Origin of the sequence: Pseudomonas sp. FP818, assembly GCF_030687335.1 — a bacterium.
Lineage (GTDB): Bacteria > Pseudomonadota > Gammaproteobacteria > Pseudomonadales > Pseudomonadaceae > Aquipseudomonas > Aquipseudomonas shahriarae.
Genome location: NZ_CP117427.1, coordinates 706,910 through 732,500, shown reverse-complemented (window position 1 = coordinate 732,500; position 25,591 = coordinate 706,910). Strand labels below are relative to the sequence as shown.

The window sequence follows — 25,591 nt, the reverse complement described above, 5'->3', positions numbered from 1 at the left end:
AGGTTGAGCCCGGGGATTTCACATCCAACTTAACTAACCACCTACGCGCGCTTTACGCCCAGTAATTCCGATTAACGCTTGCACCCTCTGTATTACCGCGGCTGCTGGCACAGAGTTAGCCGGTGCTTATTCTGTCGGTAACGTCAAAATTGCAGAGTATTAATCTACAACCCTTCCTCCCAACTTAAAGTGCTTTACAATCCGAAGACCTTCTTCACACACGCGGCATGGCTGGATCAGGCTTTCGCCCATTGTCCAATATTCCCCACTGCTGCCTCCCGTAGGAGTCTGGACCGTGTCTCAGTTCCAGTGTGACTGATCATCCTCTCAGACCAGTTACGGATCGTCGCCTTGGTGAGCCATTACCCCACCAACTAGCTAATCCGACCTAGGCTCATCTGATAGCGCAAGGCCCGAAGGTCCCCTGCTTTCTCCCGTAGGACGTATGCGGTATTAGCGTCCGTTTCCGAACGTTATCCCCCACTACCAGGCAGATTCCTAGGCATTACTCACCCGTCCGCCGCTCTCAAGAGAAGCAAGCTTCTCTCTACCGCTCGACTTGCATGTGTTAGGCCTGCCGCCAGCGTTCAATCTGAGCCATGATCAAACTCTTCAGTTCAAACATCTTTGGGTTTTTAAGAAACCCTAAACTTGGCTCAGCAATCGTTGGTTACATCTTTGATTTCTCGCGGAGTAACTTGTGATGCTGATAATCTTGTTGACTATCAGTCTGACTCCACAAGCACCCACACGAATTGCTTGATTCAGTTGTTAAAGAGCGGTTGGTTAAGATCTTTCGTCTCAACCGAGGCGCGCATTCTACAGCAGCCTCATTTGCTGTCAAGTGATTATTTTCAGAAGTTTTCGAGGATTTCCTCAACAACTTCAACCACTTGCGCTTCCGATCTCTCGTTAGCGGGAGGCGAATTCTACAGCGTTACACGCTGCTGTCAACACCTCTTTTTCTCCGCTTTCGACCGAGAGGATCGAAACGTTAATAGAGCCAAACAACACTGCTCTACCAACTCCTTCTGGGCTTCGATGAACTGAAGCAACTCGCTGTCGAATTCTGCGTAACTCTTTGTTTACCAAGGAGTTTTCCGTTTCGACTGCGCCGGAAGTGGGGCGAATTATAGACTTCCAGAATCTGCCGTCAACCCCTATTTTCACAATTCTGTCATATCGGTCAAAAAAGCCCCGAAAACGCGAAAGCCGGCCCCCAAGGGCCGGCTTTCTATTAATGCAACCTTACAAACTAGGGAACGCGAACTGCGACGCTTCATGGCTAGCACGCTGCGGCCAACGCTGAGTGATCGCCTTGCGACGGGTATAGAACCGCACCCCATCCGGCCCGTAAGCGTGCAAGTCGCCAAACAGCGAACGCTTCCAGCCACCAAAGCTGTGATACGCCACCGGCACCGGCAATGGAACGTTGACCCCCACCATGCCCACTTCAATCTCGTCACAGAACAACCGCGCCGCTTCACCGTCACGGGTAAAGATGCAGGTGCCGTTGCCATATTCATGGTCATTGATCAGTTGCATCGCCGCTTCCAGGCTATTCACCCGGACGATGCACAGCACTGGGCCAAATATCGATCTCTTCTTTATAGATGCGCATTTCAGGCGTCACGCGATCAAACAGGCAGCCACCGAGGAAGAAACCGTCCTCATGACCACTGACGCTCAGGCCACGCCCATCGACCACCAGCTCAGCACCCGAAGACACACCGTCTTCTATATAGCCACTGACCTTGTCCCGCGCCTGCGCAGAAACCAGCGGCCCCATGTCCAGGCCACAGGAAGTACCCGCACCAATTTTCAGCGCCTTGACCTGCGGCACCAGCTTGGCGATCAGAGCATCCGCCACCTGGTCACCCACACACACTGCCACCGAGATCGCCATGCAACGCTCGCCGCAGGAACCGTAGGCTGCGCCCATCAAGGCACTGACCGCGTTATCCAGATCCGCATCCGGCATCAGCACCGCATGGTTCTTCGCCCCGCCCAGCGCCTGTACACGCTTGCCGCGCTTAGTCGCTTCGGAATAGATGTACTCGGCAATCGGTGTCGAACCGACAAAACTCAAGGCCTTGACCTCTGGCGCCTCGATCAGCGCATCCACCGCACCCTTGTCACCATGCACCACGCTCAGTACGCCTTTGGGCAAACCGGCTTCCTGCAGCAACTGGGCAATCAGCAACGTCGAGCTTGGGTCGCGCTCTGATGGCTTGAGGATGAAGCAGTTACCGCAGACGATGGCCAGCGGATACATCCACAGCGGCACCATGGCCGGGAAGTTGAACGGCGTAATACCTGCCACCACGCCCAACGGCTGGAAATCGGACCAGGCATCAATGTTCGGGCCGACGTTGCGGCTGTATTCGCCCTTGAGGATTTCCGGTGCCGAGCACGCGTACTCGACGTTCTCAATCCCGCGCTTCAGTTCGCCGGCAGCGTCTTCCAGGGTCTTGCCATGCTCTTCGCTGATCAACTGGGAGATGCGTGCTTCGTTCTGCTCCAGCAATTGCTTGAAACGAAACATCACCTGGGCACGCTTGGCCGGTGGTGTGTTGCGCCAGGCCGGGAACGCCGCCTTGGCCGAGTCGATGGCTTGTTGAATGGTTTCACGGCTGGCCAATGGCACCTGGTGAATCACCTGGCCGGTGGACGGGTTGTACACATCGGCACTACGACCGCTGTCGTTGACCAATTCGCCGTTGATCAAATGCTGGATAAGGCTCATGCAAGGCTCCTGAAAAGTTGTCCACAGGCGCGACACGTGTCGCGCCCGACAGTTGTTCTATATAGAAGAAGAAATCAGTCGATCTTGTTCAGCACTTCGCCGACCGCATCGAACAAGCGATCCAGGTCCTGCGGCTTGCTGTTGAAGGTTGGGCCGAACTGCAGGGTGTCGCCGCCAAAGCGCACATAGAACCCCGCCTTCCACAACGCCATGCCCGCCTCGAATGGACGCACGATGGCATCCCCATCACGCGGTGCAATCTGGATCGCACCGGCCAGGCCGTAGTTACGGATGTCGATCACGTTCTTGCTGCCCTTGAGGCCATGCAGCGCATTCTCAAAGTGCGGCGCGACTTCAGCCACGCTCTGCACCAGGTTTTCCTTCTGCAACAGATCCAATGCCGCCAGCCCCGCTGCGCACGCTACCGGGTGCGCCGAGTAGGTATAGCCGTGTGGGAATTCCACCGCATACTCAGGCGTCGCCTGGTTCATGAAGGTCTGATAAATCTCGCTGCTGGCAATCACTGCCCCCATCGGGATCGCACCGTTGGTGACTTGCTTGGCGATGCACATCAGGTCTGGGGTCACGCCGAAGCTGTCTGCGCCGAACATCGAGCCGGTACGACCAAAGCCGGTAATCACTTCGTCGAACACCAGCAGGATATTGTGCTGATCACAAATTTCACGCAGGCGCTTGAGATAACCCTGCGGCGGCACGAGCACGCCAGCGGAGCCCGCCATCGGCTCAACGAACACCGCAGCGATATTCGACGCATCATGCAACTCGATCAGCTTGAGCAACTCGTCAGCCAAGGCAATACCGCCCTGCTCCGGCATACCGCGGGAGAAGGCATTGCTCGCCAGCAGGGTGTGCGGCAGGTGATCGACATCCATCATCGCCTGGCCAAAAATCTTGCGGTTACCGTTGACGCCGCCCAGGCTGGTGCCGGCGATGTTTACCCCGTGATACCCACGGGCACGACCAATCATCTTGGTCTTGGTCGCCTGGCCCTTTAGGCGCCAGTACGCACGCACCATCTTCACCGCCGTATCGGCGCACTCGGAGCCGGAGTCGGTGAAGAACACGTGATTCAGGTTACCTGGGGTCAGGTCGGTAATCTTTTCTGCCAACTGGAAGGACAAAGGATGACCGTATTGGAAGCCCGGCGAGTAGTCCAGGGTGCCCAATTGCTTGGCGACCGCTTCCTGGATTTCCTTGCGCGTGTGCCCTGCGCCGCAGGTCCACAGGCCCGACAACGAGTCATAGACCCGGCGCCCCTTGTCATCGATCAACCAACTGCCTTCGGCCCCCACGATCAGGCGCGGGTCGCGCTGGAAGTTACGGTTGGCGGTGTAAGGCATCCAGTGGGCATCCAGTTTCAATTGGCTGGCCAGGGTGGATGGGGCGTTTTCGGGCATGTTCATCAGCAAAACCTCGCAGGGCAAAAGGCAGCGTCGGGATTGAAAAGCGTTGTTGCAGCTAAATTGCCACGGAGATAAAGTCTAAGAAATGCAACTCTTCTAACCTTCAGTCAGGCCTTTACTAAACTATGAGCAGCCGCCGACCCGATCCACTGGCACAAGTCAGCGACTTCGATATCCGTTTGCTGCGCATCTTCCGCAGCGTGGTGGAGTGCGGCGGCTTCTCGGCGGCAGAAACCGTGCTGGGCATCGGCCGTTCCGCCATCAGCCAGCAAATGAGCGACCTGGAACAACGCCTGGGCCTGCGCCTGTGCCAACGCGGGCGCGCCGGCTTCTCCCTGACGGAAGAAGGCCGCGAGGTCTACCAATCAGCACTGCAACTATTAAGCGCGCTGGAAAGTTTCCGCACCGAGGTCAACGGCCTGCACCAACACCTGCGCGGCGAACTGACCATCGGCCTGACCGATAACCTGGTGACCCTGCCCCATATGCGCATCACCCATGCATTGGCGCAGTTGAAAGAGCGCGGTCCCGACGTGCAGATCCAGATCCGCATGATCGCCCCCAACGAAGTGGAACAAGGCGTGCTCGACGGGCGCCTGCATGTCGGCGTGGTGCCCCAGGCCAGCGCGCTGTCGGGCCTGGAATACCAACCGCTGTATAGCGAGCGCTCGCTGCTCTACTGCGCGGTGGGTCATCCGCTGTTCTACGCCGAAAACAAACAACTGGACGACCTGCGCATCAATAGCCAGGACGCCATCGCGCCGACCTTCCGCCTGCCCGCCGATATCCAGGCCCACTATCAAGCGCTCAACTGCACCGCCAGCGCTTCCGACCGCGAAGGCATGGCCTTCCTGATCCTCACCGGGCGCTTCATCGGCTACCTGCCCGACCACTACGCCAGCCTATGGGTGCAACAAGGCCGACTACGCGCGCTGAAACCGGCTACACGCTTTTACGATTTAAGCCTGGCTTCGGTCACGCGCAAAGGCCGTCGCCCTCATTTGGTGCTGGAAAGCTTCCTCGAAAGCCTGGCAGCGACCCGCTGATACGGGCCCCATACAAAACCTGAGCAAGTGGACAGCTTTTTGCAAGGCACAGGGACCATGAACCGTCAGCCCTGAGTCCACATGCCATGCCACCAGAATCCTCCAGCGCCAGCGACCTGATCTACGGCCTCAACGACCGCCCCAAACCATTGCCCGCCCTGCTTGCCGCCCTGCAACATGTACTCGCCAGCTTCGTCGGCATCATCACCCCGCCGCTGATCATCGGTTCGACCCTGGGCCTGGCCGCCCACTTGCCCTACTTGATCAGCATGGCGCTGATGGTTTCCGGTGTCGGTACCTTCATCCAGGCCCGTAGGCCATTTGGGATTGGCGCAGGGATGATCTGCCTGCAAGGCACCAGCTTTGCCTTTCTCGGCGCGGTGTTGTCGGCGGGCTTCCTGGTCAAGCAGCGTGGCGGCAGCCCGGAAGACATTCTGGCAATGATCTTCGGCGTGTGTTTTTTCGGCGCGTTGGTGCAGGTCGTGTTGAGCCGGTTTATCGGCCAGTTACGCCGGGTCATCACGCCGCTGGTAACCGGGATTGTCATTACCCTGATTGGCATCAGCCTGATCAAGGTAGGTATCACCGACCTGGGCGGCGGCTTCAATGCGCCGGACTTTGGCGCGCCGACCAACCTGGCCCTGGGCCTGTTCGTGGTGCTGACGATTATCCTGCTCAACCGCTCGAACACGCCGTGGGTACGCCTGAGCGCGATCATCATCGGCCTGCTGCTGGGCAGCGTCGCCGCCTGGTTCAGCGGCAAGCTGGTGCCCCAGCCCCTGCCCGACCTGCCCTTGATCAGCCTGCCGACGCCATTCCATTTTGGTTTCAGTTTCGATTGGAGCGCCTTCCTACCGGTAGCGCTGATTTATCTGATCAGCAGTATCGAAACCGTAGGCGACCTCACTGCCAACTGCATGATCGCCCGCCAGCCCATCAGCGGCCCTTCCTATATAAGCCGGCTCAAGGGCGGCGTGCTCGGAGATGGCGTCAGTTGCATGATCGCTGCCACCTTCAGTGCCTTCCCCAACACCACCTTTGCCCAGAACAACGGGGTGATCCAGTTGACCGGCGTTGCCAGCCGCTATGTGGGCCTGTACATCGGCGTGGTGCTGTTCTGTCTCGGGTTGTTTCCACTGATTGGCGCAGTCTTGCAGCAAATCCCCAAACCCGTGCTGGGTGGCGCGACCCTGGTAATGTTCGGCAGTGTTGCCGCCGCCGGCGTGCGCATCCTGGCCCAGGCCCCGCTGGATCGGCGCAGCATGCTGATCATCGCCACCTCGTTCGGGGTCGGCCTGGGCATCGCGGCGCAACCGAACCTGTTGCACCTGATGCCAACCCTGGTGCAGAACCTGTTCGATTCGGCCATCACCAGCGGCGGGCTGACGGCAATCGTGTTGTGCCTGCTCCTGCCGGAATCCAAGGCCGCAACACCTGCCGCAAATCCAGCCCTGGAAAGCGATACGCTGGAACCGCTTTGACGCTTTTATCGTATCGGGACTTGTCTGAGGCTTGAGGGTGGGTTATCTGTGCAGCAATCGCATTCATCGATCTGCACGGAAACCTCCATGAGCCTCGAAGTTCCTGCCCACAACAGCCACGCCGGAAAACCCGCCAGCCGCATTCGGCAAAAGAATGAACAAGCGATCATCCAGGCCGCCGAAGACGAATTCGCCCGGCATGGCTACAAAGGCACCAGCATGAACACCATCGCCGCGAGCGCCGGGCTGCCGAAGGCCAACCTGCATTACTACTTCACCAATAAGCTGGGGCTGTATATCGCGGTACTGAGCAATATCCTCGAGCTGTGGGACAGCACCTTCAACACCCTGACCGCCGAGGATGATCCCGCCGAAGCACTGACCCGCTACATCCGCACCAAGATGGAATACTCGCGACGCCAGCCACAGGCCTCGCGGATCTTCGCCATGGAGATCATCAGCGGCGGCGAATGCCTTACCGAATATTTCAGCCAGGACTACCGCACCTGGTTCAGCGGCCGCGCCGCCGTGTTCCAGGCCTGGATAGATGCCGGCAAGATGGACCCTGTCGATCCGGTACACTTGATCTTCCTGCTGTGGGGCAGCACTCAGCATTACGCTGACTTTGCCACCCAGATCTGCCGCGTGACCGGCCGTACCAAGCTGACCAAGCAGGATATGGAAGACGCGGGTAACAACCTTATCCACATTATTCTCAAAGGCTGTGGCATCAAGCCGGCCCTCTGAACGAAGCGACTCAATGCCTTTCACCCTTACGGGCTTTTGCGAATTTCGCGAAGAAATCCGCAAAAGCCGCTTCATCACCTATGCCGCGCCGATTAGCAGCCCGCAAGACGCCCAGGGGTTTATCGAGCAGCACAGCGACCTCAACGCCACACATAACTGCTGGGCCTGGAAACTCGGTGGGCAATACCGCAGCAACGACGACGGCGAACCCGGCGGCACTGCTGGGCGACCGATCCTGGCTGCCATCGAGGCCCAGGGGTTCGATCAGGTCGTGTGGTGCTGGTGGTCCGCTGGTACGGCGGCATCCAACTGGGTACCGGCGGCCTGGCCCGGGCGTATGGCGGTGGCGCGAATAAATGCCTGCAAAACGCCGAGCGTATCGAGCTGATCAGCCGTGTGCCGTTGAGCTGCGCCTGCGGCTTTGCTGAACTGCCCCTGGTCAAGCTGCGTGTCGCCGAACTGGGCGGCCTGGTGGTAGAAGAAACCTTCACCGCCAATGGCGTGGAGCTACAACTGGCCCTCGGCGAAGCCCATATCGACACCTTGCAAACCCAGTTGGCCGACCTGAGCCGCGGACGAATCCTGCTGCAACGCTGAACCTGATAAGGTTGTTCACTGAACCTCGATGCCATAGGAAGCCTTCATGTCTACGCCAAAAACCGCATTGATCATCGGTGCCTCGCGCGGGCTGGGCCTTGGCCCTGGTCAAGCAATTGCTGGCTGACGGCTGGCAAGTCACCGCCACCGTGCGCAACCCGCAAAAAGCCGACGCCCTCAAAGCCCTCGGCCCGGTACAGATCGAGCAACTGGACATGGACGACCAACAGGCCGTCATCGCCTTGAACCAGCGCCTGAAAGCCCAGACCTTCGACCTGCTGTTCGTCAACGCCGGCGTCAAGGGCCCGGCCAACCAGACCCCGGGCCATGCCACCCAGGCCGAAGTCGGCCAACTGTTTTTCACCAATGCTGTGGCACCGATCAACCTGGCCCAGCGCTTTGCCCCGCAGATTCGCCAGGGCAGCGGCGTGCTGGCGTTCATGAGTTCGGTACTGGGCAGTGTGACCATGCCCGACGCGCCGGACCTTGCGCTGTACAAGGCCAGCAAGGCCGCGCTGAACTCCATGACCAACAGCTTCGTGACGCAACTGGGCGAGCAGAAGCTGACCGTATTGTCGCTGCATCCGGGCTGGGTCAAGACCGATATGGGCGGCGAAGGGGCCGACCTGGACGTGGAAACCAGCGTGCGCGGCCTGATCGCCCAAGTGAACGCCTACACCGGCAAGGGCGGCCATCACTTCGTCAACTACAAGGGCCAGACCATTCCCTGGTAAGCCAGCAGATAAGCGGTGGATAGACCCCACCGCTCACTCCACGTAAACTTCCCACCTCGCCCTTACCGGCGACCCTGGATCAGCAGACAGGGCAACACTGAGCTGGCAAACCTGAACCCATCATTCAGAGGAGCCGGCCAATGCCTGCGACCCGTATCTGGTTAAAAAAACCTCTCGCGATTTTCACTGCCAACACCCTGGACGCCCGTGGCGGCCTGGTGCTGCAAGACGGTGTGATCGTCGAAGTGCTCGCCCTCGGCCAGCAACCGAGCATCGCCTGCGAACAAACCTTCGACGCCCGCGAGCACGTGGTGCTTCCCGGCCTGATCAACACCCATCATCACTTCTACCAAACCCTGACCCGCGCCTGGGCGCCGGTGGTCAACCAGCCGTTGTTCCCCTGGCTGAAAACCCTGTACCCGGTGTGGGCGCGCCTGACCCCGGAAAAACTCGCGCTGGCCAGTAAAGTCGCCCTCGCCGAGCTGCTGCTCTCCGGCTGCACCACCGCGGCCGATCACCACTACCTGTTTCCCGATGGCCTGGAACAGGCGATCGACGTGCAAGTCGACAGCGTGCGCGAACTGGGCATGCGCGCCATGCTCACCCGCGGTTCCATGAGCCTGGGCGAAGCCGACGGCGGGCTGCCACCGCAGCAGACCGTGCAGCAGGGCGAAGTGATCCTTGAAGACAGCCAACGCCTGATCCAGCGCTACCACGAGCGCGGCGACGGTGCGCAGATCCAGATTGCCCTGGCGCCTTGCTCGCCATTTTCGGTCACCCCCGAAATCATGAGCGCCAGCGCCGAACTGGCCAACCAACTCGATGTGCGCCTGCACACCCACCTGGCCGAAACCCTCGACGAAGAAGACTTCTGCCTGCAGCGCTTCGGCCTGCGCACCGTGGACTACCTCGACAGCGTCGGCTGGCTCGGCCCCCGCACCTGGCTGGCCCATGGCATTCACTTCAACCCGGATGAAATCGCCCGCCTGGGCGCGGCCGGCACCGGTATCTGCCATTGCCCAAGCTCCAATATGCGCCTGGCCTCCGGCATCTGTCCGACCCTGGACCTGATCGCCGCCGGCGCGCCGATTGGCCTGGGCGTGGACGGTTCGGCCTCCAACGATGCGTCCAACATGATTCTCGAAGCGCGCCAGGCTTTGTACATCCAACGCCTGCGTTATGGCGCGGAAAAAATCACCCCTGAAGGCGTACTCGGCTGGGCCACCAAAGGCTCGGCCAAACTGCTGGGCCGCAGCGACATTGGCGAGCTGGCGGTGGGCAAACAGGCCGACCTGGCACTGTTCAAGCTCGATGAGCTGCGTTTCTCCGGCAGCCACGACCCACTGTCGGCCCTGCTGCTATGCGGCGCGGACCGGGCAGACCGGGTGATGGTGGGCGGCAAGTGGCGGGTGATCGACGGGCAAATCGAGGGCATGGACCTCAAGGCCTTGATCGCCGATCACAGCCAGGCGGCGCGGCAGTTGATCAACGCGTCCTAAGACGGGCCCGAGCTCGAATGCCAAAGCAGCGACCTGGGTCGCTGCTTTGGCACTTGCACAAAACGCAGGGAAAACAGCGCTCTGGTTACAGGTCTTTATGTTTAAGTTTGTCCGGCAACATAAACATCAGGATCAGGCACGCCAACAAGCTGGTGGCGCTGATCACATACAACGCGGGCGTCGCACTCCCCGTAAACTCGATGATCTGACTGACCATCAATGGGCTGACGATTCCACCGAACTGCCCCAACGTGTTGATCAATGCGATACCTCCCGCCGCGGCCGCTCCCGATAGAATCATCGGCGGCAATGCCCAGAATGCGGGGATGGAGGCAATCACGCCACCGCCCAATACGCCCAGGGCAATCACCAGCAACGTCGTATCGTCATCGAAAAAGCCCGCTAACAGAAATCCGATAGACGCCAGCAACAACAGGCCTGCCACGAATTTTCGGCGCTCGCCTGAACGGTCTGACAGGCGTCCAACGGTAATCATCGCAATTGCCCCACAGACGTAAGGCACCGCAGTCAAAAGCCCCAATGTGCCTGACGACTCCACCCCAGTGGAACGAATCAAATGCGGCGCCCAGAAATTAAGGCCATGGGACCCAAGCTGAATGAGAAAATAGAGAAACCCCAACAACAGAAGAATCGGCGATTTCAATGCGCTTCGAAAGGAGTGCTCTACAGAAGACGATTGGTTCTTTTCCGATATTTTTTGCGCCAGCCATGATTTTTCGGCCCGCGTCAGCCATTTAGCGTCCTCCACACGATCACAGAGTACATTCAAGACAACGATCCCCAGCACAACGCAGGGAACACCTCCGAATAGAAACAGCCAATGCCACCCGGGAAGACCAAGCACGTTATCCATATGCTCTAACAGGAGCCCCGCCAAGGGTGCGCCTATCAGTCCTGAAAATGCCGAAGCGAGGAACAAGTGCGACGTCGCTCGACCTCGAAATGCAGAAGGAAACCAAAGCGTCAGGTAAAATACGACCCCCGGCCCAAAACCCGCTTCCATTGCGCCGATCAGGAAGCGCAGCACATAAAACTGCCATTCGGTCTGGACAAAGACCATGGCACAAGTAGCAATCCCCCAGGACATCATGATCCTGGCAATCCACCTGCGCGCCCCCACCTTGTAGAGCATCAAGTTACTGGGCACTTCGAAAATCACATACCCGACAACAAATAAACTGGCCCCCAGCCCATACACCGAATTACCGAACCCTAACTCGCTTTCCAGCTGAAACTTTACAAAACTGATATTGATCCGATCAAAAAATGCAAAAAAAAAGCAAATTATAATTAATGGCATCAAGCGCCAGGTTATTTTTCTTATCAGTGCCTGGCCCTGAACATCATCCGAGACACTGTCTTGCGCCAACTCTGCCTTTGCAGCCTGCATACTTCCCCCCATTGAGAGATGTAAACCCTCTCAAATTATTATTTTTATTATTCAACGTTTCAAGCAAGACTAACCAGCCACTCATCAATCATTCCGGCCACTTGATTGCTGTTAGCATCCATCATCAACATATGACTGTTACCCGACACTCCGACCGTCGGCAACTCCAAGACCCGGGAATCTACCGATTTATTTTGCAGTTGCTCAAAGTACGCCTCACATCTGTGAAGGTAGCTCTCCCACATGACACTTTTATCGCGAATGAAATCCCCCCAAATGGCTAGATGCGGAGGAAGCGTCAGTACACTTTTGGATAGTTCGGGAACTGCCGATGGCTCGATAGCAACCACCCCTTTCACCGTTCCTGCAAACTCCTGCGCCAGTTGCAGGGCGTAGTAAGCGCCCTGGCTATGCCCGATCAATACACAAGGTCCAATTTTTTCCAGCAAGGCTCTATAGCCGGCAAGTGCCCGGTGATCGGTACCTGCCCAGCGAGGCACGAACTGTTGGCCAAAAACATCCAGGTGCTCCACCGGGAACTGCTGCCCAGGGTAAGCCTGCTCTCCACGGGCATCAGCGCAGTAACTGGACGCCGGACCGAAGCGAAAATGATGCCATACCGCATCCAGCGTCCGGTGTTCAGGCTTGCCTGCGAGGATCTCGGGATAGGCAGGCCAGGATGCACGTCCACGCTCAAACGCATCGCATAAGCAGGCGTCGTATCGGGCCTTCAGAAAAAACGTCAACCACCCCGGCCGGCCATCCGGTGTGTTTTCCCAACAGGCGCCCGTCAGGCCGCCGCCATGCAGGAAAACCAGTGGATAGGGGGAGCGCGGGTTGCTTTGTGTATACCGCTGGCAATACATCTGGCCAACCATGTGATGCCCATTCATGGACACCCGGATAGGCGCGGCGCCGGGAACCTTGGTCATCAGTTGTTCCGGAAAGCCGTCCATATACACGCGCTCTCCGCCAACATGAAAACCCTCGATAGACTTCAATGCAATGTCCTGGATCGTCATTGTGATTACCTCTGCTTTTTTTAATACACAGCTTGTTTAATCACTTGAGATTGATCCTACTCAGGCTATATTGGAAATACCGTTTTTTGATTGACCCATATATAAGATATATACCCCATGACAGGCTAACCCATGAAAAATGCCCGAAAGCTCGATATAGGCAGGCTCATTGCATTTGTGACTGTATGCGAAGAAGGCAGTGTGACGGCCGCATCGCGCAAACTGGGCATTGCACAACCTGCTCTTACTGTAACGTTGACCAAACTCGAACAAGCTATTGGTGTGCAATTGTTAACGAGAGATGCCAAAGGGGCTTCGCCGACTGCATTGGGCCAACGTTTTTTAAGCAGCGCTTATGAACTACTGGGCATGGCCGAAATGGCCTACAAAAAAATACATGAAGATTCTGATTTTCCCGAAGGAGAAGTCGTCATAGGCGTGCCCTACTCTTGCGCCAATGTATTGGTCGTCCCACTCCTGACCCGACTGGCAGCCGCCTACCCGGGAATCCGCTTGCGCGTCGTAGAGTCCCCGTCCGCTTATCTTTGGGATTGGCTGAGCGACGGGAAACTGGACATCGCGCTGCTGTTCGACCGCAAATCCTCCACCGAGGTGGTCTGCGAAGACTTCGCCCAGGAAGATCTCTACTTGGTGGGCAGTCACAGCCTGCTCAATCTGCAGGAGATCAACGTCAAAAGACTCTCGGAGTTTCCGCTGGTCATGGCCTCGCGCCTCAACCGTATTCGCACCCTGTTGGACAATCATTTGGCGGGCCACGACCTCACCCTCAATGTGAGCATTGAAATAGATTCCGGCGAATTCCAGGTGCGCTTGATAGAAACCGGCAACTGGTTCGGTATCCAGGCCGCCAGTTCCGTTGCGGAAAAACTACGCACCCGGCAATTGCAGGCCGCGCTGATAGTCCCTCGGGTTACTCGCACCATCTGCATCGCCCGCCACCGGGGAAAGTTGACGGACCCTTGCGTCGCACGTGTGATTACCGAGTTGAAACAGGAAAGCGAGAGGATGTTTGAAAACGGGCTCTGGCCCGCGCGCAAAATCACCTAGCCAGGCCTATACCCCCAGCAGCGACAGCATGATAAAGGTCGCAAACAATACAAAATGGGTCATCCCTTCGATGGCGTTGGTTTCGCCATCGTTGAGGTTGATCGCACTGACAATCAGCGTGATAAACACCATCACCGTTTGCACCGGGGTCATCGCCATCTGAAACGGCTGGCCGGTGTACAGCGCCATGGCTTCCATCACCGGCACCGTCAGAATCACCGTCGACAACGAAGCCCCCAGCGCGATATTGACCACCGACTGCATCCGGTTGGCCAAGGCTGCGCGCAAGGCGGTCAGAATCTCCGGGGCGGCGGAAATCGCCGCCACCAGGATCGCCGTGATCACCGGCGGCGCCCCCGTGCCCTCCAGGCCAAGGTCCAGGGTCTTGGACATCACCTCGGCCAATGCGCCAATCACCACCACACCAAACACCAGGGTCGCGATGGAGAACGTCAGGTTGACCGGCGAGGCGTGCTCTTGCGGCGATGGCTTGCGACGTTTTTCCGGATAGCTGTAGCTGAAGAAGTAGCTGTGTGGCCCCACCTGCATACGCAGGAACAAGGCATACAACACCACCATCGCACCGATGGTGAAGGCCGAGTAGATTTTCCAGTCGGCCTCGGGGATAAATTCCGGCACCACCATGGACACGCCCATGGCAGTCAAGATCATCACGCTGTAGGTCCGCGCCGAATCATCGTTGTAGGACTGCTCCCCATGCTTGATGCCGCCCATCAACGCAGCCAGGCCAAGGATGCCGTTGATATCCAGCATTACGGCTGAGTAGATCGTGTCACGCACCAGGGTCGGCGATGCCTCGTTGCTCATCATGATCGCCAGGATCACCACTTCCACCAGCACCGCCGCCAGGGTCAGGATCATGGTGCCGTAGGGGTCGCCGACCTTTTCGGCGAGCAGCTCGGCATGGTGGGCCACGCGCATCGAGGCCATGACAATAAAACCGATCAGCACCAGGCCGCCGAACAGGGCCGTCATCTGTCCGCTGTGCAACAGCCAGTGCTCCAGAGGGTAGGCTGCGAGGGCGGCGATCAGCGCCAGCCACATGTACTTTTCTTGCTTGAGGGATGTGAGCATTACGGGCCTTTTCGAGCGGCAAATCAGTCATTGATGGGGTACAGACTGCGGCGTATCGCTAACGTTTCGTTACACCTTAGTTCATTCGCCCATTGCCGCAGGCACGAACAATGCTTACCGCTCGGTCAGGTTTTACCGATTATTTGCGCCCTGGCCTGTAGAATGCCGCCATTGCACCTGATGAGAACGCCCCCATGTACGACTGGCTCAATGCCCTGCCCAAGGCCGAACTGCACCTGCACCTGGAGGGCTCGCTGGAGCCCGAGTTGCTGTTCGCCCTGGCCGAACGCAACAAAATCGCGCTGCCGTGGAACGACGTCGAAACCCTGCGCAAGGCCTACGCCTTCAATAACCTGCAGGAGTTTCTCGACCTCTACTACAAGGGCGCCGATGTATTGCGCACCTCCCAGGATTTCTACGACCTGACCTGGGCCTACCTGCTGCGTTGCAAGGCGCAGAACGTGATCCATACCGAACCGTTCTTCGACCCACAGACCCACACCGACCGGGGGATCCCGTTTGAAGTGGTGCTCAACGGCATCGCCAGCGCGCTCAAAGATGGCGAGCAGCAACTGGGCATCACCAGCGGCCTGATCCTCAGCTTCCTGCGCCACCTGAGCGAAGAGCAAGCGCAAAAAACCCTCGACCAGGCGCTGCCGTTCCGGGACGCGTTTGTCGCCGTAGGCCTGGACAGCTCGGAAATGGGCCACCCGCCAAGCAAGTTCCAGCGCGTATTCGATCGCGCCCGTGGCGAAGGTTTCCTGACCGTCGCCCATGCCGGTGAGGAAGGCCCGCCGGAGTACATCTGGGAAGCCCTCGACCTGCTGAAGATCCAGCGTATCGACCATGGTGTGCGCGCCATTGAAGACGAGCGCCTGATGCAGCGGATCATCGACGAGCAGATCCCGCTGACCGTGTGCCCGCTGTCCAACACCAAGCTGTGCGTGTTCGACGACATGGCCCAGCACAACATCCTCGACATGCTCGAGCGTGGGGTGAAGGTCACGGTGAACTCGGATGACCCGGCGTACTTCGGCGGTTATGTCACCGAGAACTTCCACGCGCTGCACACCTCGCTGGGCATGACCCAGGACCAGGCCCGCCGCCTGGCGCAAAACAGCCTGGATGCACGCCTGGTCAAGCCCTGACCAAACCCTGTAGGGGCCGGTTTTCCGGCTCCTACAAGGCCGCCATCCGGGCAATTTCAAGGCGCCCGGTCTCGGTGACCTGCAGTACGCTCGACTCATTGAGCACCGTCAGCCAGCGTGACTGCATGAACAACTGCAACAATCCCGCCCCCAATGCCCCGCCCAGGTGCGGTTGCTGCTCGCTCCAGTCAAAACAATCACAAGCCATCGTCGAGTAACTGTGTTGCGCCAGGGCCTGGGTGTAAATGCCACGCTCGGCCAATTGGCGTGCGCCCAACGGCGTCACGTGAAGCCGCTGTTCGAAGCGTTCAACCCACTTCGCCAGCACCATGCGTTGATAGAGTGCTGCCGCCATTTCACCCCCCAGATGGTCATGACAAAGCCGCGCCTGACGCAACGACGACGGTGCCAGCAAGGCCGCCACCGGCAGGCCGACTGCACTGCGCGCCACACTGGCCATGGTGGTACTGGCCAGCGCATCGACTGCCGCGCTCACATCGGCCGCCGCCATGCGAAAGAAGCGTTTGCGCCCCCGGGCTTCAATGCGCAGCAATCCACCCGCCGCCAATCGCGCCAGATGCGCATTGGCCGATGACGCGGATAACCCCGCCAGCATCGCCAGTTCTTCGGACGGCTTGGCCGAGCCGTCCATCAACGCCCAGATCATCGCGGCGCGTTTGGGGTCGGCCAGCAAGGTGGCGATCTGGCTGATGCAAGGTGCCTGTTCCATGTATTCACTCCCTGTAGATTCGTTGGTCTGCTCCATTTCGCGGAAAAGTATAAGTGTGTAAGCAGCAGATTCCGTGGCGTCTTACAGCCAAATCAGCGACAGCATTTGCCTGAAGTTTCCTGAATTCCCTGGGGTTATTACGTAGTCCCTTGCTGTTCAGGCAACTGCGCGCTCAACTTCCCACAACGTGCCACGAGCATTTCACGCAGGAGGTTGATCGGCTTACTCAACTGCGCGCGATGGGCGCACAGCAGATTGAGCGGTGTGCGCTCACCCTGCAGCTCCGGCAAGAGCAACCGCAGGCGGCCTGCCAGTACGTCGGCGCTGACATCCAGCCAGGACTTATAGGCAATCCCCACCCCGGCCACGGCCCAGCGCCGCACCACGTCGGCATCGTCACTGAAGCGGTCACCGGTAACCGTCAGACTGATTTCCCGTTTGCCATCCTGAAAGCGCCAATGGTCATGCACTCGGCTACCGAGCATGTACAGCAGGCAGTTGTGCTGGGCCAGTTCCTCCAGGTGGCGCGGCTCGCCATGCCGGGCCAGGTAGCTGGGCGCGGCGCACAGCACCCGGCGATTGTCCGGCGCGACCGGCAAGGCCACCAGGCTCGAATCCTCGGGTTCGCCATAGCGCAAGGCGATATCCACCGGCTGGCGGAACAGGTCGGCAATCCGGTCGCCCAGTAGCAGGCGCACACTTAATTGCGGGTGCTCGCGCTGAAATTCGTCCAGCCACGGCAACAGCAGGTTGCGGCCGAAGTCCGAAGGCGCCGACAGTTGCAAAACACCACTGACATGGTCCTGGCTGCTGGCCAGCAGGCGCCGGCCTTCATCCAGTTGGCTCAAGGCACCGCGGGCGTATTGCAAGAAACCCTCGCCCTCGGCAGTCAGGCGCAGGCTGCGAGTGGAGCGTGCCAGCAAGCGCGCGCCCAATTGTTGCTCAATGCGTTTCAACGCTGCGCTGGCCACCGCCGCCGACATATCCATGACCCGTGCGGCGGCCGACAAACTCCCCAAATCCGCCGCACGTACGAACAACTGCAAATCATCAAAACGCAGCATGACCACCGCCCCGAGGGATTATCAAAAAACCATTGAAAGAGACTGCTCTTTTAGCGGGTTTTATCTGCAAGAGAAATAGCTAATGATCTAACCATCCCATTCCGCCCTTCCTGGAACTTGCCATGAAAGCCATCGCCTACTACGCCGCATTGCCAATCAACGACCCCAAGTCCCTGCAGGATATCCAGTTGCCTGAGCCGGTGGCCGGTCCGCGCGACCTGCTGGTAGAAGTCAAAGCCATCTCGGTCAACCCGGTGGATACCAAGATCCGCCAGAACGTCACCCCGGAAAACGGCGCGGCCAAAGTGCTGGGCTGGGACGTGGCCGGTGTGGTCAAGGCCGTGGGCAGTGAAGTGACGCTCTTCAAGGCCGGCGACAAAGTGTTTTATGCGGGCTCCCTGACCCGCCCGGGTGGCAACAGCGAACTGCACACCGTCGATGAGCGCATCGTCGGCCATATGCCCAAGAGCCTGGGGTTTGCCGAAGCTGCCGCCCTGCCGCTGACTGCCATCACCGCCTGGGAACTGCTGTTCGAGCGCTTGCAAGTGCCTGAAGGCAAGACCGATCAAGGCCAGAGCCTGCTGATTGTCGGCGCTGCCGGTGGCGTAGGTTCGATCCTCACCCAATTGGCGGCGCAACTCACCGCACTCAAGGTGATCGGCAGCGCCTCGCGCCCGCAAACCCAGGCCTGGGCCAAGGACCTGGGCGCTGACCTGGTAGTCGACCACAGCCAGCCACTGAGCGAAGAGCTCAAGCGCGTAGGCCACCCACAGGTGACCCACGTCGCCAGCCTGACCCAGACCGACCAGCACCTGGACCAGTTGGTCGAAGCGCTCGCGCCCCAGGGCAAACTGGCACTGATTGATGACCCCAAGTCGCTGGATGTGCTCAAGCTCAAGCGCAAGAGCCTGTCGCTGCACTGGGAATTCATGTACACCCGCTCGATGTTCGAGACTGCCGACATGATCGAGCAACACAACCTGCTCAATCGAGTGGCCGAGCTGATCGATGCCGGCACCCTGAAAACCACGGTGGGCGAGCACTTCGGCGTGATCAACGCAGAGAACCTGCGCCGCGCCCATGCTTTGCTGGAAAGCGGCAAGGCCAAGGGCAAGATCGTGCTGGAAGGCTTCTAAGACGCGGGCTCTGTCAGTGTCGTCCGTTCCACCTGTGGGCAACGGACGGCACCGCTAGTCAGACACTTGATCCTTGTCATATTTTTGAGCGTCTTCGGGTTTATATTGGCCGCCTTTGCCACGCAATCTTTTACGTGAGGAAGTCAGCAATGAAGATCCTGATAAAAGCGTTAGCAAAATCCCAAGGCAACAAATGGCAGGTCCGCCTGGACCAGGACGCCTTTACCTTCCGCAGTGAAGCCGAGGCCCGCGCCTTCGCCAACACCCTGCAAAACCGGATCCAGGCGCCCCACCGGTTTCCCGAAAACCAGCAGCGCGCTACGGGCTGAAAAGACTGTCAGACCTGCGCTTGCAAGGCTCGCTGCCGCTGCAGGCGCTGGGTCCACATGGCCACCACTACCGCCAACACTCCGCACAGGCTGATGACGATCGACATCGGCATGGCCGTGCCGTCGTGCAATGCGCCGACCAACGATGCCGCACCCGCTGCCACACCAAACTGGATGCAGCCCAGCAGTGCCGAGGCGCTGCCGGCCCGCGCGCCCTGGCCGTTCATGGCGCACGCCGAGGTATTGGGCATGATGCAGCCCAGGCTGGCGATACACAGGAACAGCGGCACCAGCAGCGGCCACAGTGCTTCGGTATGCAAGGCACTGACGGCCAACAACGCCAGCGCTGCCGCGAGGTAAACCCATACCGTACGGGTCAGGAGAAAGGCCGGCCCGCGCTTGGACAGCAGCCGCGCATTGACCTGCGCCACCAGGATAAAGCCCGCGGCATTGGTGCCGAACAGCCAGCCATAATGCTCAGCCGGCACGCCGTACAGCTTGATAAAGACGAAAGGCGAACCGGCAATGTAGGCAAACATCCCGCCAATCGCGATGCCGCCGGTCACGGCATACCCCAGGTATACGCGGTCGGCCAGCAGGCGCCCGTACTGGCGCAACGCTCCGGACAGCGGCTGCCGAGGTTGATGGGCCGGAAAACTCTCCGGCAGACCGACAGCCACTGCCACACCCGCACCGACGCTGAACAGGGTCAACGCCAGGAAGATCGACTGCCAGCCCCACAGGCTGACCATCACCCCACCGAGCATCGGCGCCAGGATCGGCGCCAGCCCGACCACCAGCATCAACTGCGAAAAGACCTTGGCCGAACCCACCGCGTCGCACTTGTCGCTGACCACCGCTCGGGAAATCACCATGCCCGCACACCCGCCCAGAGCCTGGACGAAGCGCGCACCGATCAGCCACTCCAGGGACGGCGCATAGGCGCACGCCAGGGAGGCCAAGGTGAACAGGGTGACACCACTCAATAGCGGGATGCGCCGGCCAAAACGATCCGCCAGCGGCCCATAGATCAATTGACCGACCGCAAGCCCGGTGAAGTACACCGCCAGGGTCAACTGGATATGTTTTTCGTCGGTGCCGAACGCCACCGCCATGGCCGGGAAGCCCGGCAGATAAAAGTCGATGGCCAGCGGCGCAAATGCGCTCAAGGCCCCCAAAATGAGGAGTATGCGAAGGTTCATCAGGCACCCAAAAGAGTCGGCAGCCCGACAGTCTAGCCGCGCTTGGGTGCCTTGAACATTACGATAGCTCGCTAACTATTAAATAATCAGGCGAGCTTGGCGCTGTAGCCTTCATCGGTAATCACGCGGATCACTTCTTCCGGTAACAAACGACTTTCCACCCCCACTTCCTTGGCGCCCAGATCGACCTTCACACTGGCTGCCGGGTCCAGGGCCTGAACGGCTTGGGTGACGGCACGAACGCAGTGGCCGCAGGTCATTCCTTCAACGCTGAATATTTGCATGACATGACTCCTTAAGTGAGGTTGCACCCAGTTTCATCCTTGCCACGATGGCAAGGTCAAGCGCCGAAAACAACAGCCGGGCTGGTATTCCCTGGCGGCGTCGGCCAAGCTGCAACCATCCACGATTTGAAACCCGGAGAATTCACCATGCGCTGGTCGCTTTTTGGCCTTGTGAGCCTGTTGAGCCTGTTCGCCGCCGCCCCCCAGGCCAGCGCGGCCGAGGATTATGCGGTGCTGATCATTTCCAGGGAGCGCCTGGAAGTCCCCACCAATTGCGAGATTGGCCTGTACGTCAATGACCAGTTGGCCGGGCGGCTGTTCCAGGAGCAATCCACCTCGTTCAACTTCCCCGCAGGCCCGGTCTCACTGCGCCTCAAGCTACTGCCAGGCCAAGCCCCAGGCTGCCTGCCAGGATTGCTGGCGCCCAAGGCACAACACATCGAGTTGAAGGCAGGCGATGTGCGCAAACTGCGCATTGCCCAGGGTGCGGACGGCATGTACCTCAAGGCGGCAAAGCTGGGCTATTAATCTACGGCAGGCAAACAATGGAGCTTGACCTTCCCCTAAGGTCAAGGTTGATCCTACCGCTAACATTTCCCGGAAGACTGCCGCAAAGCGCAACCGCCGGCCGCGAGATCTGCGCAAAATTGGGCAGCATCCATTCGGGGCTGTTGTGTCCAACTGGTTCGGCCTGCTCGACCCGCTACGGCCCCTGTCCAGCGCGGGCGTGGTGAGCAATGCGCTGCTGTTGAAACCTGGAAACCCAAGGATATGGAGGATCACCGCCCATGAACATCGGTCTGGCAGCCCGGCAAAGCGGCTTGAGCGCCAAGATGATTCGCTATTACGAATCCATCAACCTGCTTAAACCGGCCAATCGCAGCGACAGCGGCTATCGCCTATATGGCCACGACGACCTGCACACCCTGGCATTCATCAAGCGTTCGAGGGATCTGGGGTTTTCCCTGGAGGAGGTCGGCAAGTTGCTGGAACTGTGGCAGGACCGGCAACGGGCCAGTGCCGACGTCAAGGCGTTGGCTCGCCAGCATATCGAAGAGTTGAACCACAAGATCCGCGAGTTGGGGCAGCTGCGCGATACATTGCAGGACCTGATGGAGCACTGCCAGGGCGATCACCGGCCGGACTGCCCGATTCTCAAGGAGTTGGCAGCGGGCGGTTGTTGCAAGTGACGGGGTATCACTGACCGCCCACAAAACCCAATGTGGGAGCCAGCTTGTATGGTTAGACTTGTAGGGGTGGTGGGACTAAAAGCCAGCATCTGACTCTAGCCAGTACAGACCGTGGGAGACTTCGTCCCACCCCTTCACCAAAGCGCCGATAAGGAATGCATCGGCCATGACCGACGATAGAAGCAAGCCAGCGCAACGGTGAAGCCCCGACAAGCCCGTAAACCCTAACCCGGAGCTTTTCTCATGGCAATGACTGTCTCGCAATCAATCATTGGAGTGGATGTCGCTAAAGCCGAAGTAGTTGTTTATCAAAGTGAAACTGCTGAAACAAAGATCGTATCGAACAAGAAAAGCGAGCTGAAGGCATGGCTGAAGTCTTTGCCTGCGGGCAGCGCCATCGCAATTGAAGCCACCAATATCTATCACGTGGATACCGTCAACTTGGCTCATTCGATGGGCCATATCGTTTACGTGATTGATGGATATCGCCTTAGCCATTACCGCAAAGGCACAGGTGGTCGCGCTAAAACAGACTTCAGTGATGCGCAGTTGCTGGCTCGCTACTTGAAGAATGAACAGGCTGATTTACGCGCCTGGAATCCGCCGCCGAAGATTTATACCAAGCTTCAAAGCTTGCTGCGTCGACGCGCAGCGCTGGTGAAAATGCGTGTTGCACTGAATCAGAGCTGGGCGGGCGAGCCATCACTCAAGGCCTCGTCCAAGAGCATTTCAGCGTGTCTTGATAGGCATGAGGGGCTCATTGAGAAAAGGATATTAGATGCTGTTACTGAGGCGGGGCTTTTGCATCAGGTCAAGCGCTGCCAAGCCGTCGAGGGCATTGGGTTTCTGACAGCAGTTGCCCTGGTAATGGCGTTTCAGCGAGGAGAATTTGAAAGTGCTGACGCTTACATCGCGTTCTTGGGAATGGACTTGAGAGTATCCGATTCTGGGCAAATGAGCGGACGCCGCTCATTGAGCAAGAAGGGAGATTCAGAGATACGCAGATTGCTGCATAACGCGGCGTCAGCAGGTATCAGGTCAGAAGCCTGGAAACCTTTATACGAGGGTTATCTGGCCAGGGGCCTGAAAACGACTCAAGCCCTGGTCATCATTGGCCGCAAGCTGGCGCGCATCGCCTTTTCGCTCATGAAAAACCTGAGCGAATACCAGTCAAAAGCGGTTTGGGGGGCTTCCCCAAAACCATAGAATCTCCCACATTTACATTGCCAGTGACCTGAAGATCACTGCATCCAAGGCGGTGGCGGTTCTTCCGCCGGTTTGCCCGGTGGCGCATCATCCGCCGCACGGATCGCCTGGCGCCGCTCTTCGTCGAGCCGTGCCGCTTCGATCTCGCGCATCACGCCGCCCACATCCGCCAACTCTTCCGGCTCGTCGAACTCGCCGGTCAGCACGCTGGCCGGGTGCAAGGTGCCGGCTTCGTACAGCGCCCACATTTCCTTGGCGTACTTGGTGGTCTTCAATTCCGGGGCAAAGCGCCCGAAATACGAAGCCATGTTGCCCACGTCCCGCTCCAGCATGGTGAATGCGTGGTTGTTACCCGCCGCATCCACCGCTTGCGGCAGGTCGATAATGACGGGGCCGGTCGGCGTCAACAGCACGTTGAACTCCGAAAGGTCACCGTGCACCAGGCCGGTACACAGCATCAGCACGATCTGCGAGATCAGGAAGGCGTGATATTCACGGGCCTGATCCGGTTCCAGGACCACGTCGTTCAGACGTGGCGCCGCGTCACCGTATTCATCGGCCACCAGCTCCATCAGCAACACGCCTTCGAGGAAGTCGTAGGGCTGGGGCACACGAACGCCCGCACCGGCCAGGCGAAACAGCGCCGCTACTTCGGCGTTCTGCCACGCGTCTTCGGTTTCTTTCTTGCCGAACTTGGAGCCCTTGGCCATGGCCCGGGCCTGTCGGCTGTTGCGGACCTTGCGGCCTTCCTGGTATTCGGCCGCCTGACGAAAACTTCGTTTATTCGCCTCCTTGTAAACCTTGGCGCAACGTAACTCGTTGCCGCAGCGCACCACATAAACAGCTGCTTCTTTACCACTCATAAGTGGGCGCAGCACTTCGTCGACCAGACCGTCCTCGATCAGGGGTTCAATGCGTTTAGGAGTCTTCATCAGCTTTTATTGTGGGTCCTTTATTACCAAACACGCGTATGGCACTCGTTATACGGCAATCCTCGCACAGCGGGGAGAGGGTAACGAGCTTTGATCTGCTAAAGAATGCATCCAATATGCCAGATTAATCCGACAAAGCCGTTATTGCCCAAGGCGTTCGGATGATAGCCGAGATCAGCGCTCAATGATCGCTGTCACACCCTGCCCGCCCGCCGCGCAGATCGAGATCAGCCCGCGCCCCTTGCCCGCCGCATCCAGCAGCTTGGCCAAGTTGGCGACGATACGCCCACCGGTGGCGGCAAACGGGTGCCCGGCCGCCAGGGAGCTGCCCTTGACGTTAAGGCGGCTGCGGTCGATGGCGCCCAACGGCGCGTCCAGGCCCAGGAGGGTCTTGCAGTAATCGGCATCTTCCCAGGCCTTGAGTGTGCACAACACCTGGGCGGCGAAGGCCTCGTGAATTTCGTAGTAATCAAAATCCTGCAGTGTCAGGCCATTTCTCGCCAGCAGGCGTGGCACGGCATACACCGGCGCCATCAACAGCCCTTCGGCGCCGTTGACGAAATCCACCGCCGCCGCCTCGCCATCGCGCAGGTAGGCGAGGATCGGTAGGCCACGCTCCTTGGCCCAGGCTTCGCTGCCCAACAACACCAGGGACGCGCCATCGGTCAGGGGGGTGGAGTTGCCGGCGGTGAGGGTACCCTTTTCGCTGCGTTCAAAAGCCGGTTTGAGGCTGGCGAGTTTTTCCAGGGTCAGGTCCGGGCGCAGGTTATTGTCGCGGGTCAGGCCGAGAAACGGTGTGAGCAAATCGTTGTGCCAGCCCTCGGCGTAGGACGCGGCCATCTTCTGGTGGCTTTCCAGGGCCAGTTGGTCCTGTTCGGCGCGGGGAATCTGCCAGGTCTGCGCCATCAACTCGCAGTGCTGGCCCATGGACAGGCCGGTACGCGGCTCGCCATTGCGCGGCAGTTCCGGCTTGAGGTGTTGCGGACGAAGTTGTAACAGGACTTTTAATTTATCCGCCATGGATTTGCTGCGGTTGGCTTGCAGCAGGATCTTGCGCAACCCCTCATTGACGCCAATGGGCGCGTCGGAGGTGGTGTCGACGCCGCCGGCAATCCCGCATTCGATCTGCCCCAGGGCAATCTTGTTGGCCACCAGCAGCGCCGCTTCCAGCCCGGTGCCACAGGCCTGTTGAATGTCATAGGCCGGGGTTTGTGGCGACAGGCGCGAGCCCAGCACGCATTCGCGGGTCAGGTTGAAATCCCGCGAGTGCTTGAGCACTGCACCTGCGGCTACCTCGCCCATGCGCAGGCCGTGCAGGTTGTAGCGCTCGATCAAACCTTCCAGGGCGGCGGTCAACATGGCCTGGTTGCTCGCTGTGGCGTAGGGGCCATTGGAACGAGCGAAGGGGATACGATTACCGCCAATGATCGCGACGCGGCGCAACTGAGTCATGTAAAGCTCCCTGAAGGTGGTAGGTGCAATCCTGAGCCTAGACTAGGA

21 protein-coding genes, 1 rRNA gene and 3 pseudogenes (1 of these 25 only partly in view) are annotated in these 25,591 nt (G+C 59.1%); 13 read left to right on the top strand and 12 right to left on the bottom strand.

Going from position 1 to position 25,591, the window contains the following annotated elements:
- From PSH80_RS03165 to PSH80_RS03155, 3 genes and pseudogenes are all read right to left on the bottom strand, one after another.
- Positions 1–619: ribosomal RNA gene (locus tag PSH80_RS03165) — 16S ribosomal RNA — on the bottom strand; it reaches 918 nt to the left of the window's first position.
- Between the two features lie 629 nt (positions 620–1,248).
- A pseudogene (locus tag PSH80_RS03160) lies at positions 1,249–2,746 on the bottom strand (CoA-acylating methylmalonate-semialdehyde dehydrogenase).
- Between the two features lie 74 nt (positions 2,747–2,820).
- Positions 2,821–4,170 (bottom strand): aspartate aminotransferase family protein, encoded by a 1,350-nt coding sequence (locus PSH80_RS03155; RefSeq protein ID WP_128593780.1) that lies wholly within the window; start codon positions 4,168–4,170, stop codon positions 2,821–2,823.
- Between the two features lie 125 nt (positions 4,171–4,295).
- Between PSH80_RS03155 and PSH80_RS03150 the strand changes: the two genes are divergently transcribed.
- The 6 genes and pseudogenes from PSH80_RS03150 to PSH80_RS03125 all read left to right on the top strand — a co-directional run bounded on the left by PSH80_RS03150 (position 4,296) and on the right by PSH80_RS03125 (position 10,274).
- On the top strand, positions 4,296–5,216 hold the full coding sequence (locus tag PSH80_RS03150; RefSeq protein ID WP_057437664.1) for a LysR family transcriptional regulator: 921 nt from the start codon (positions 4,296–4,298) through the stop codon (positions 5,214–5,216).
- 86 nt (positions 5,217–5,302) lie between these two features.
- Entirely contained in the window at positions 5,303–6,697 is a 1,395-nt protein-coding gene (locus PSH80_RS03145) for a uracil-xanthine permease family protein (RefSeq protein ID WP_057958251.1), read from the top strand.
- 87 nt (positions 6,698–6,784) lie between these two features.
- Entirely contained in the window at positions 6,785–7,444 is a 660-nt protein-coding gene (locus PSH80_RS03140; RefSeq protein ID WP_057437660.1) for a TetR/AcrR family transcriptional regulator, read from the top strand.
- Positions 7,445–7,457: 13 nt separating this feature from the next.
- Positions 7,458–8,041 (top strand): annotated as a pseudogene (locus PSH80_RS03135) (YigZ family protein).
- A gap of 46 nt (positions 8,042–8,087) precedes the next feature.
- A pseudogene (locus tag PSH80_RS03130) lies at positions 8,088–8,775 on the top strand (SDR family oxidoreductase).
- 140 nt (positions 8,776–8,915) lie between these two features.
- Complete coding sequence (locus PSH80_RS03125) at positions 8,916–10,274, top strand: 8-oxoguanine deaminase (protein WP_289142105.1); 1,359 nt, start codon at positions 8,916–8,918, stop codon at positions 10,272–10,274.
- An 85-nt stretch (positions 10,275–10,359) separates the two neighbouring features.
- On the opposite strand, the gene PSH80_RS03120 is transcribed toward PSH80_RS03125, so the two are convergent.
- Positions 10,360–11,685, bottom strand: coding sequence for an MFS transporter (locus PSH80_RS03120; RefSeq protein WP_305419156.1), 1,326 nt, complete (start codon positions 11,683–11,685; stop codon positions 10,360–10,362).
- A 59-nt stretch (positions 11,686–11,744) separates the two neighbouring features.
- Positions 11,745–12,707 (bottom strand): alpha/beta fold hydrolase, encoded by a 963-nt coding sequence (locus PSH80_RS03115; protein ID WP_057437654.1) that lies wholly within the window; start codon positions 12,705–12,707, stop codon positions 11,745–11,747.
- 132 nt (positions 12,708–12,839) lie between these two features.
- Between PSH80_RS03115 and PSH80_RS03110 the strand changes: the two genes are divergently transcribed.
- Complete coding sequence (locus tag PSH80_RS03110) at positions 12,840–13,775, top strand: LysR family transcriptional regulator (protein ID WP_081044171.1); 936 nt, start codon at positions 12,840–12,842, stop codon at positions 13,773–13,775.
- A 6-nt stretch (positions 13,776–13,781) separates the two neighbouring features.
- On the opposite strand, the gene PSH80_RS03105 is transcribed toward PSH80_RS03110, so the two are convergent.
- Positions 13,782–14,870 carry a calcium:proton antiporter gene (locus PSH80_RS03105; RefSeq protein WP_115127318.1) on the bottom strand — a complete coding sequence of 363 codons (1,089 nt, stop codon included), beginning with the start codon at positions 14,868–14,870 and terminating at the stop codon, positions 13,782–13,784.
- A gap of 194 nt (positions 14,871–15,064) precedes the next feature.
- Between PSH80_RS03105 and PSH80_RS03100 the strand changes: the two genes are divergently transcribed.
- On the top strand, positions 15,065–16,018 hold the full coding sequence (locus PSH80_RS03100) for an adenosine deaminase (RefSeq protein WP_032859755.1): 954 nt from the start codon (positions 15,065–15,067) through the stop codon (positions 16,016–16,018).
- A 31-nt stretch (positions 16,019–16,049) separates the two neighbouring features.
- Here PSH80_RS03100 and PSH80_RS03095 read toward each other — a convergent pair whose 3' ends face one another.
- Together PSH80_RS03095 and PSH80_RS03090 are read right to left on the bottom strand one after the other, a co-directional pair.
- Positions 16,050–16,748 carry a helix-turn-helix transcriptional regulator gene (locus tag PSH80_RS03095; protein ID WP_170060016.1) on the bottom strand — a complete coding sequence of 233 codons (699 nt, stop codon included), beginning with the start codon at positions 16,746–16,748 and terminating at the stop codon, positions 16,050–16,052.
- A gap of 137 nt (positions 16,749–16,885) precedes the next feature.
- Positions 16,886–17,812 (bottom strand): LysR family transcriptional regulator, encoded by a 927-nt coding sequence (locus tag PSH80_RS03090; RefSeq protein WP_169959856.1) that lies wholly within the window; start codon positions 17,810–17,812, stop codon positions 16,886–16,888.
- Positions 17,813–17,934: 122 nt separating this feature from the next.
- Here PSH80_RS03090 and PSH80_RS03085 point away from each other — a divergent pair, with 122 nt between their 5' ends.
- Positions 17,935–18,948 carry a zinc-binding alcohol dehydrogenase family protein gene (locus PSH80_RS03085; protein WP_057437646.1) on the top strand — a complete coding sequence of 338 codons (1,014 nt, stop codon included), beginning with the start codon at positions 17,935–17,937 and terminating at the stop codon, positions 18,946–18,948.
- A gap of 149 nt (positions 18,949–19,097) precedes the next feature.
- Positions 19,098–19,277: a hypothetical protein gene (locus PSH80_RS03080; RefSeq protein ID WP_057437642.1), complete on the top strand. Its 180-nt coding sequence runs from the start codon at positions 19,098–19,100 to the stop codon at positions 19,275–19,277.
- 8 nt (positions 19,278–19,285) lie between these two features.
- On the opposite strand, the gene PSH80_RS03075 is transcribed toward PSH80_RS03080, so the two are convergent.
- Positions 19,286–20,479, bottom strand: a complete 1,194-nt coding sequence (locus tag PSH80_RS03075) for a multidrug effflux MFS transporter (RefSeq protein ID WP_057958242.1) — start codon at positions 20,477–20,479, stop codon at positions 19,286–19,288.
- Positions 20,480–20,565: 86 nt separating this feature from the next.
- Complete coding sequence (locus PSH80_RS03070) at positions 20,566–20,763, bottom strand: heavy-metal-associated domain-containing protein (protein ID WP_057437639.1); 198 nt, start codon at positions 20,761–20,763, stop codon at positions 20,566–20,568.
- Between the two features lie 147 nt (positions 20,764–20,910).
- Here PSH80_RS03070 and PSH80_RS03065 point away from each other — a divergent pair, with 147 nt between their 5' ends.
- From PSH80_RS03065 to PSH80_RS03055, 3 genes are all read left to right on the top strand, one after another.
- Positions 20,911–21,291, top strand: a complete 381-nt coding sequence (locus tag PSH80_RS03065; protein WP_057437637.1) for a hypothetical protein — start codon at positions 20,911–20,913, stop codon at positions 21,289–21,291.
- Between the two features lie 260 nt (positions 21,292–21,551).
- Positions 21,552–21,953: a Cu(I)-responsive transcriptional regulator gene (cueR, locus tag PSH80_RS03060; protein WP_057437636.1), complete on the top strand. Its 402-nt coding sequence runs from the start codon at positions 21,552–21,554 to the stop codon at positions 21,951–21,953.
- 243 nt (positions 21,954–22,196) lie between these two features.
- Entirely contained in the window at positions 22,197–23,159 is a 963-nt protein-coding gene (locus tag PSH80_RS03055; RefSeq protein ID WP_217883916.1) for an IS110 family transposase, read from the top strand.
- Between the two features lie 35 nt (positions 23,160–23,194).
- On the opposite strand, the gene PSH80_RS03050 is transcribed toward PSH80_RS03055, so the two are convergent.
- Positions 23,195–24,091 (bottom strand): PA4780 family RIO1-like protein kinase, encoded by an 897-nt coding sequence (locus PSH80_RS03050; protein ID WP_029297573.1) that lies wholly within the window; start codon positions 24,089–24,091, stop codon positions 23,195–23,197.
- 174 nt (positions 24,092–24,265) lie between these two features.
- A complete protein-coding gene (locus tag PSH80_RS03045) occupies positions 24,266–25,543 on the bottom strand; it encodes an acetyl-CoA C-acetyltransferase (protein ID WP_186626260.1) in 1,278 nt (425 codons plus the stop codon).
- Positions 25,544–25,591 lie beyond the last annotated feature (48 nt).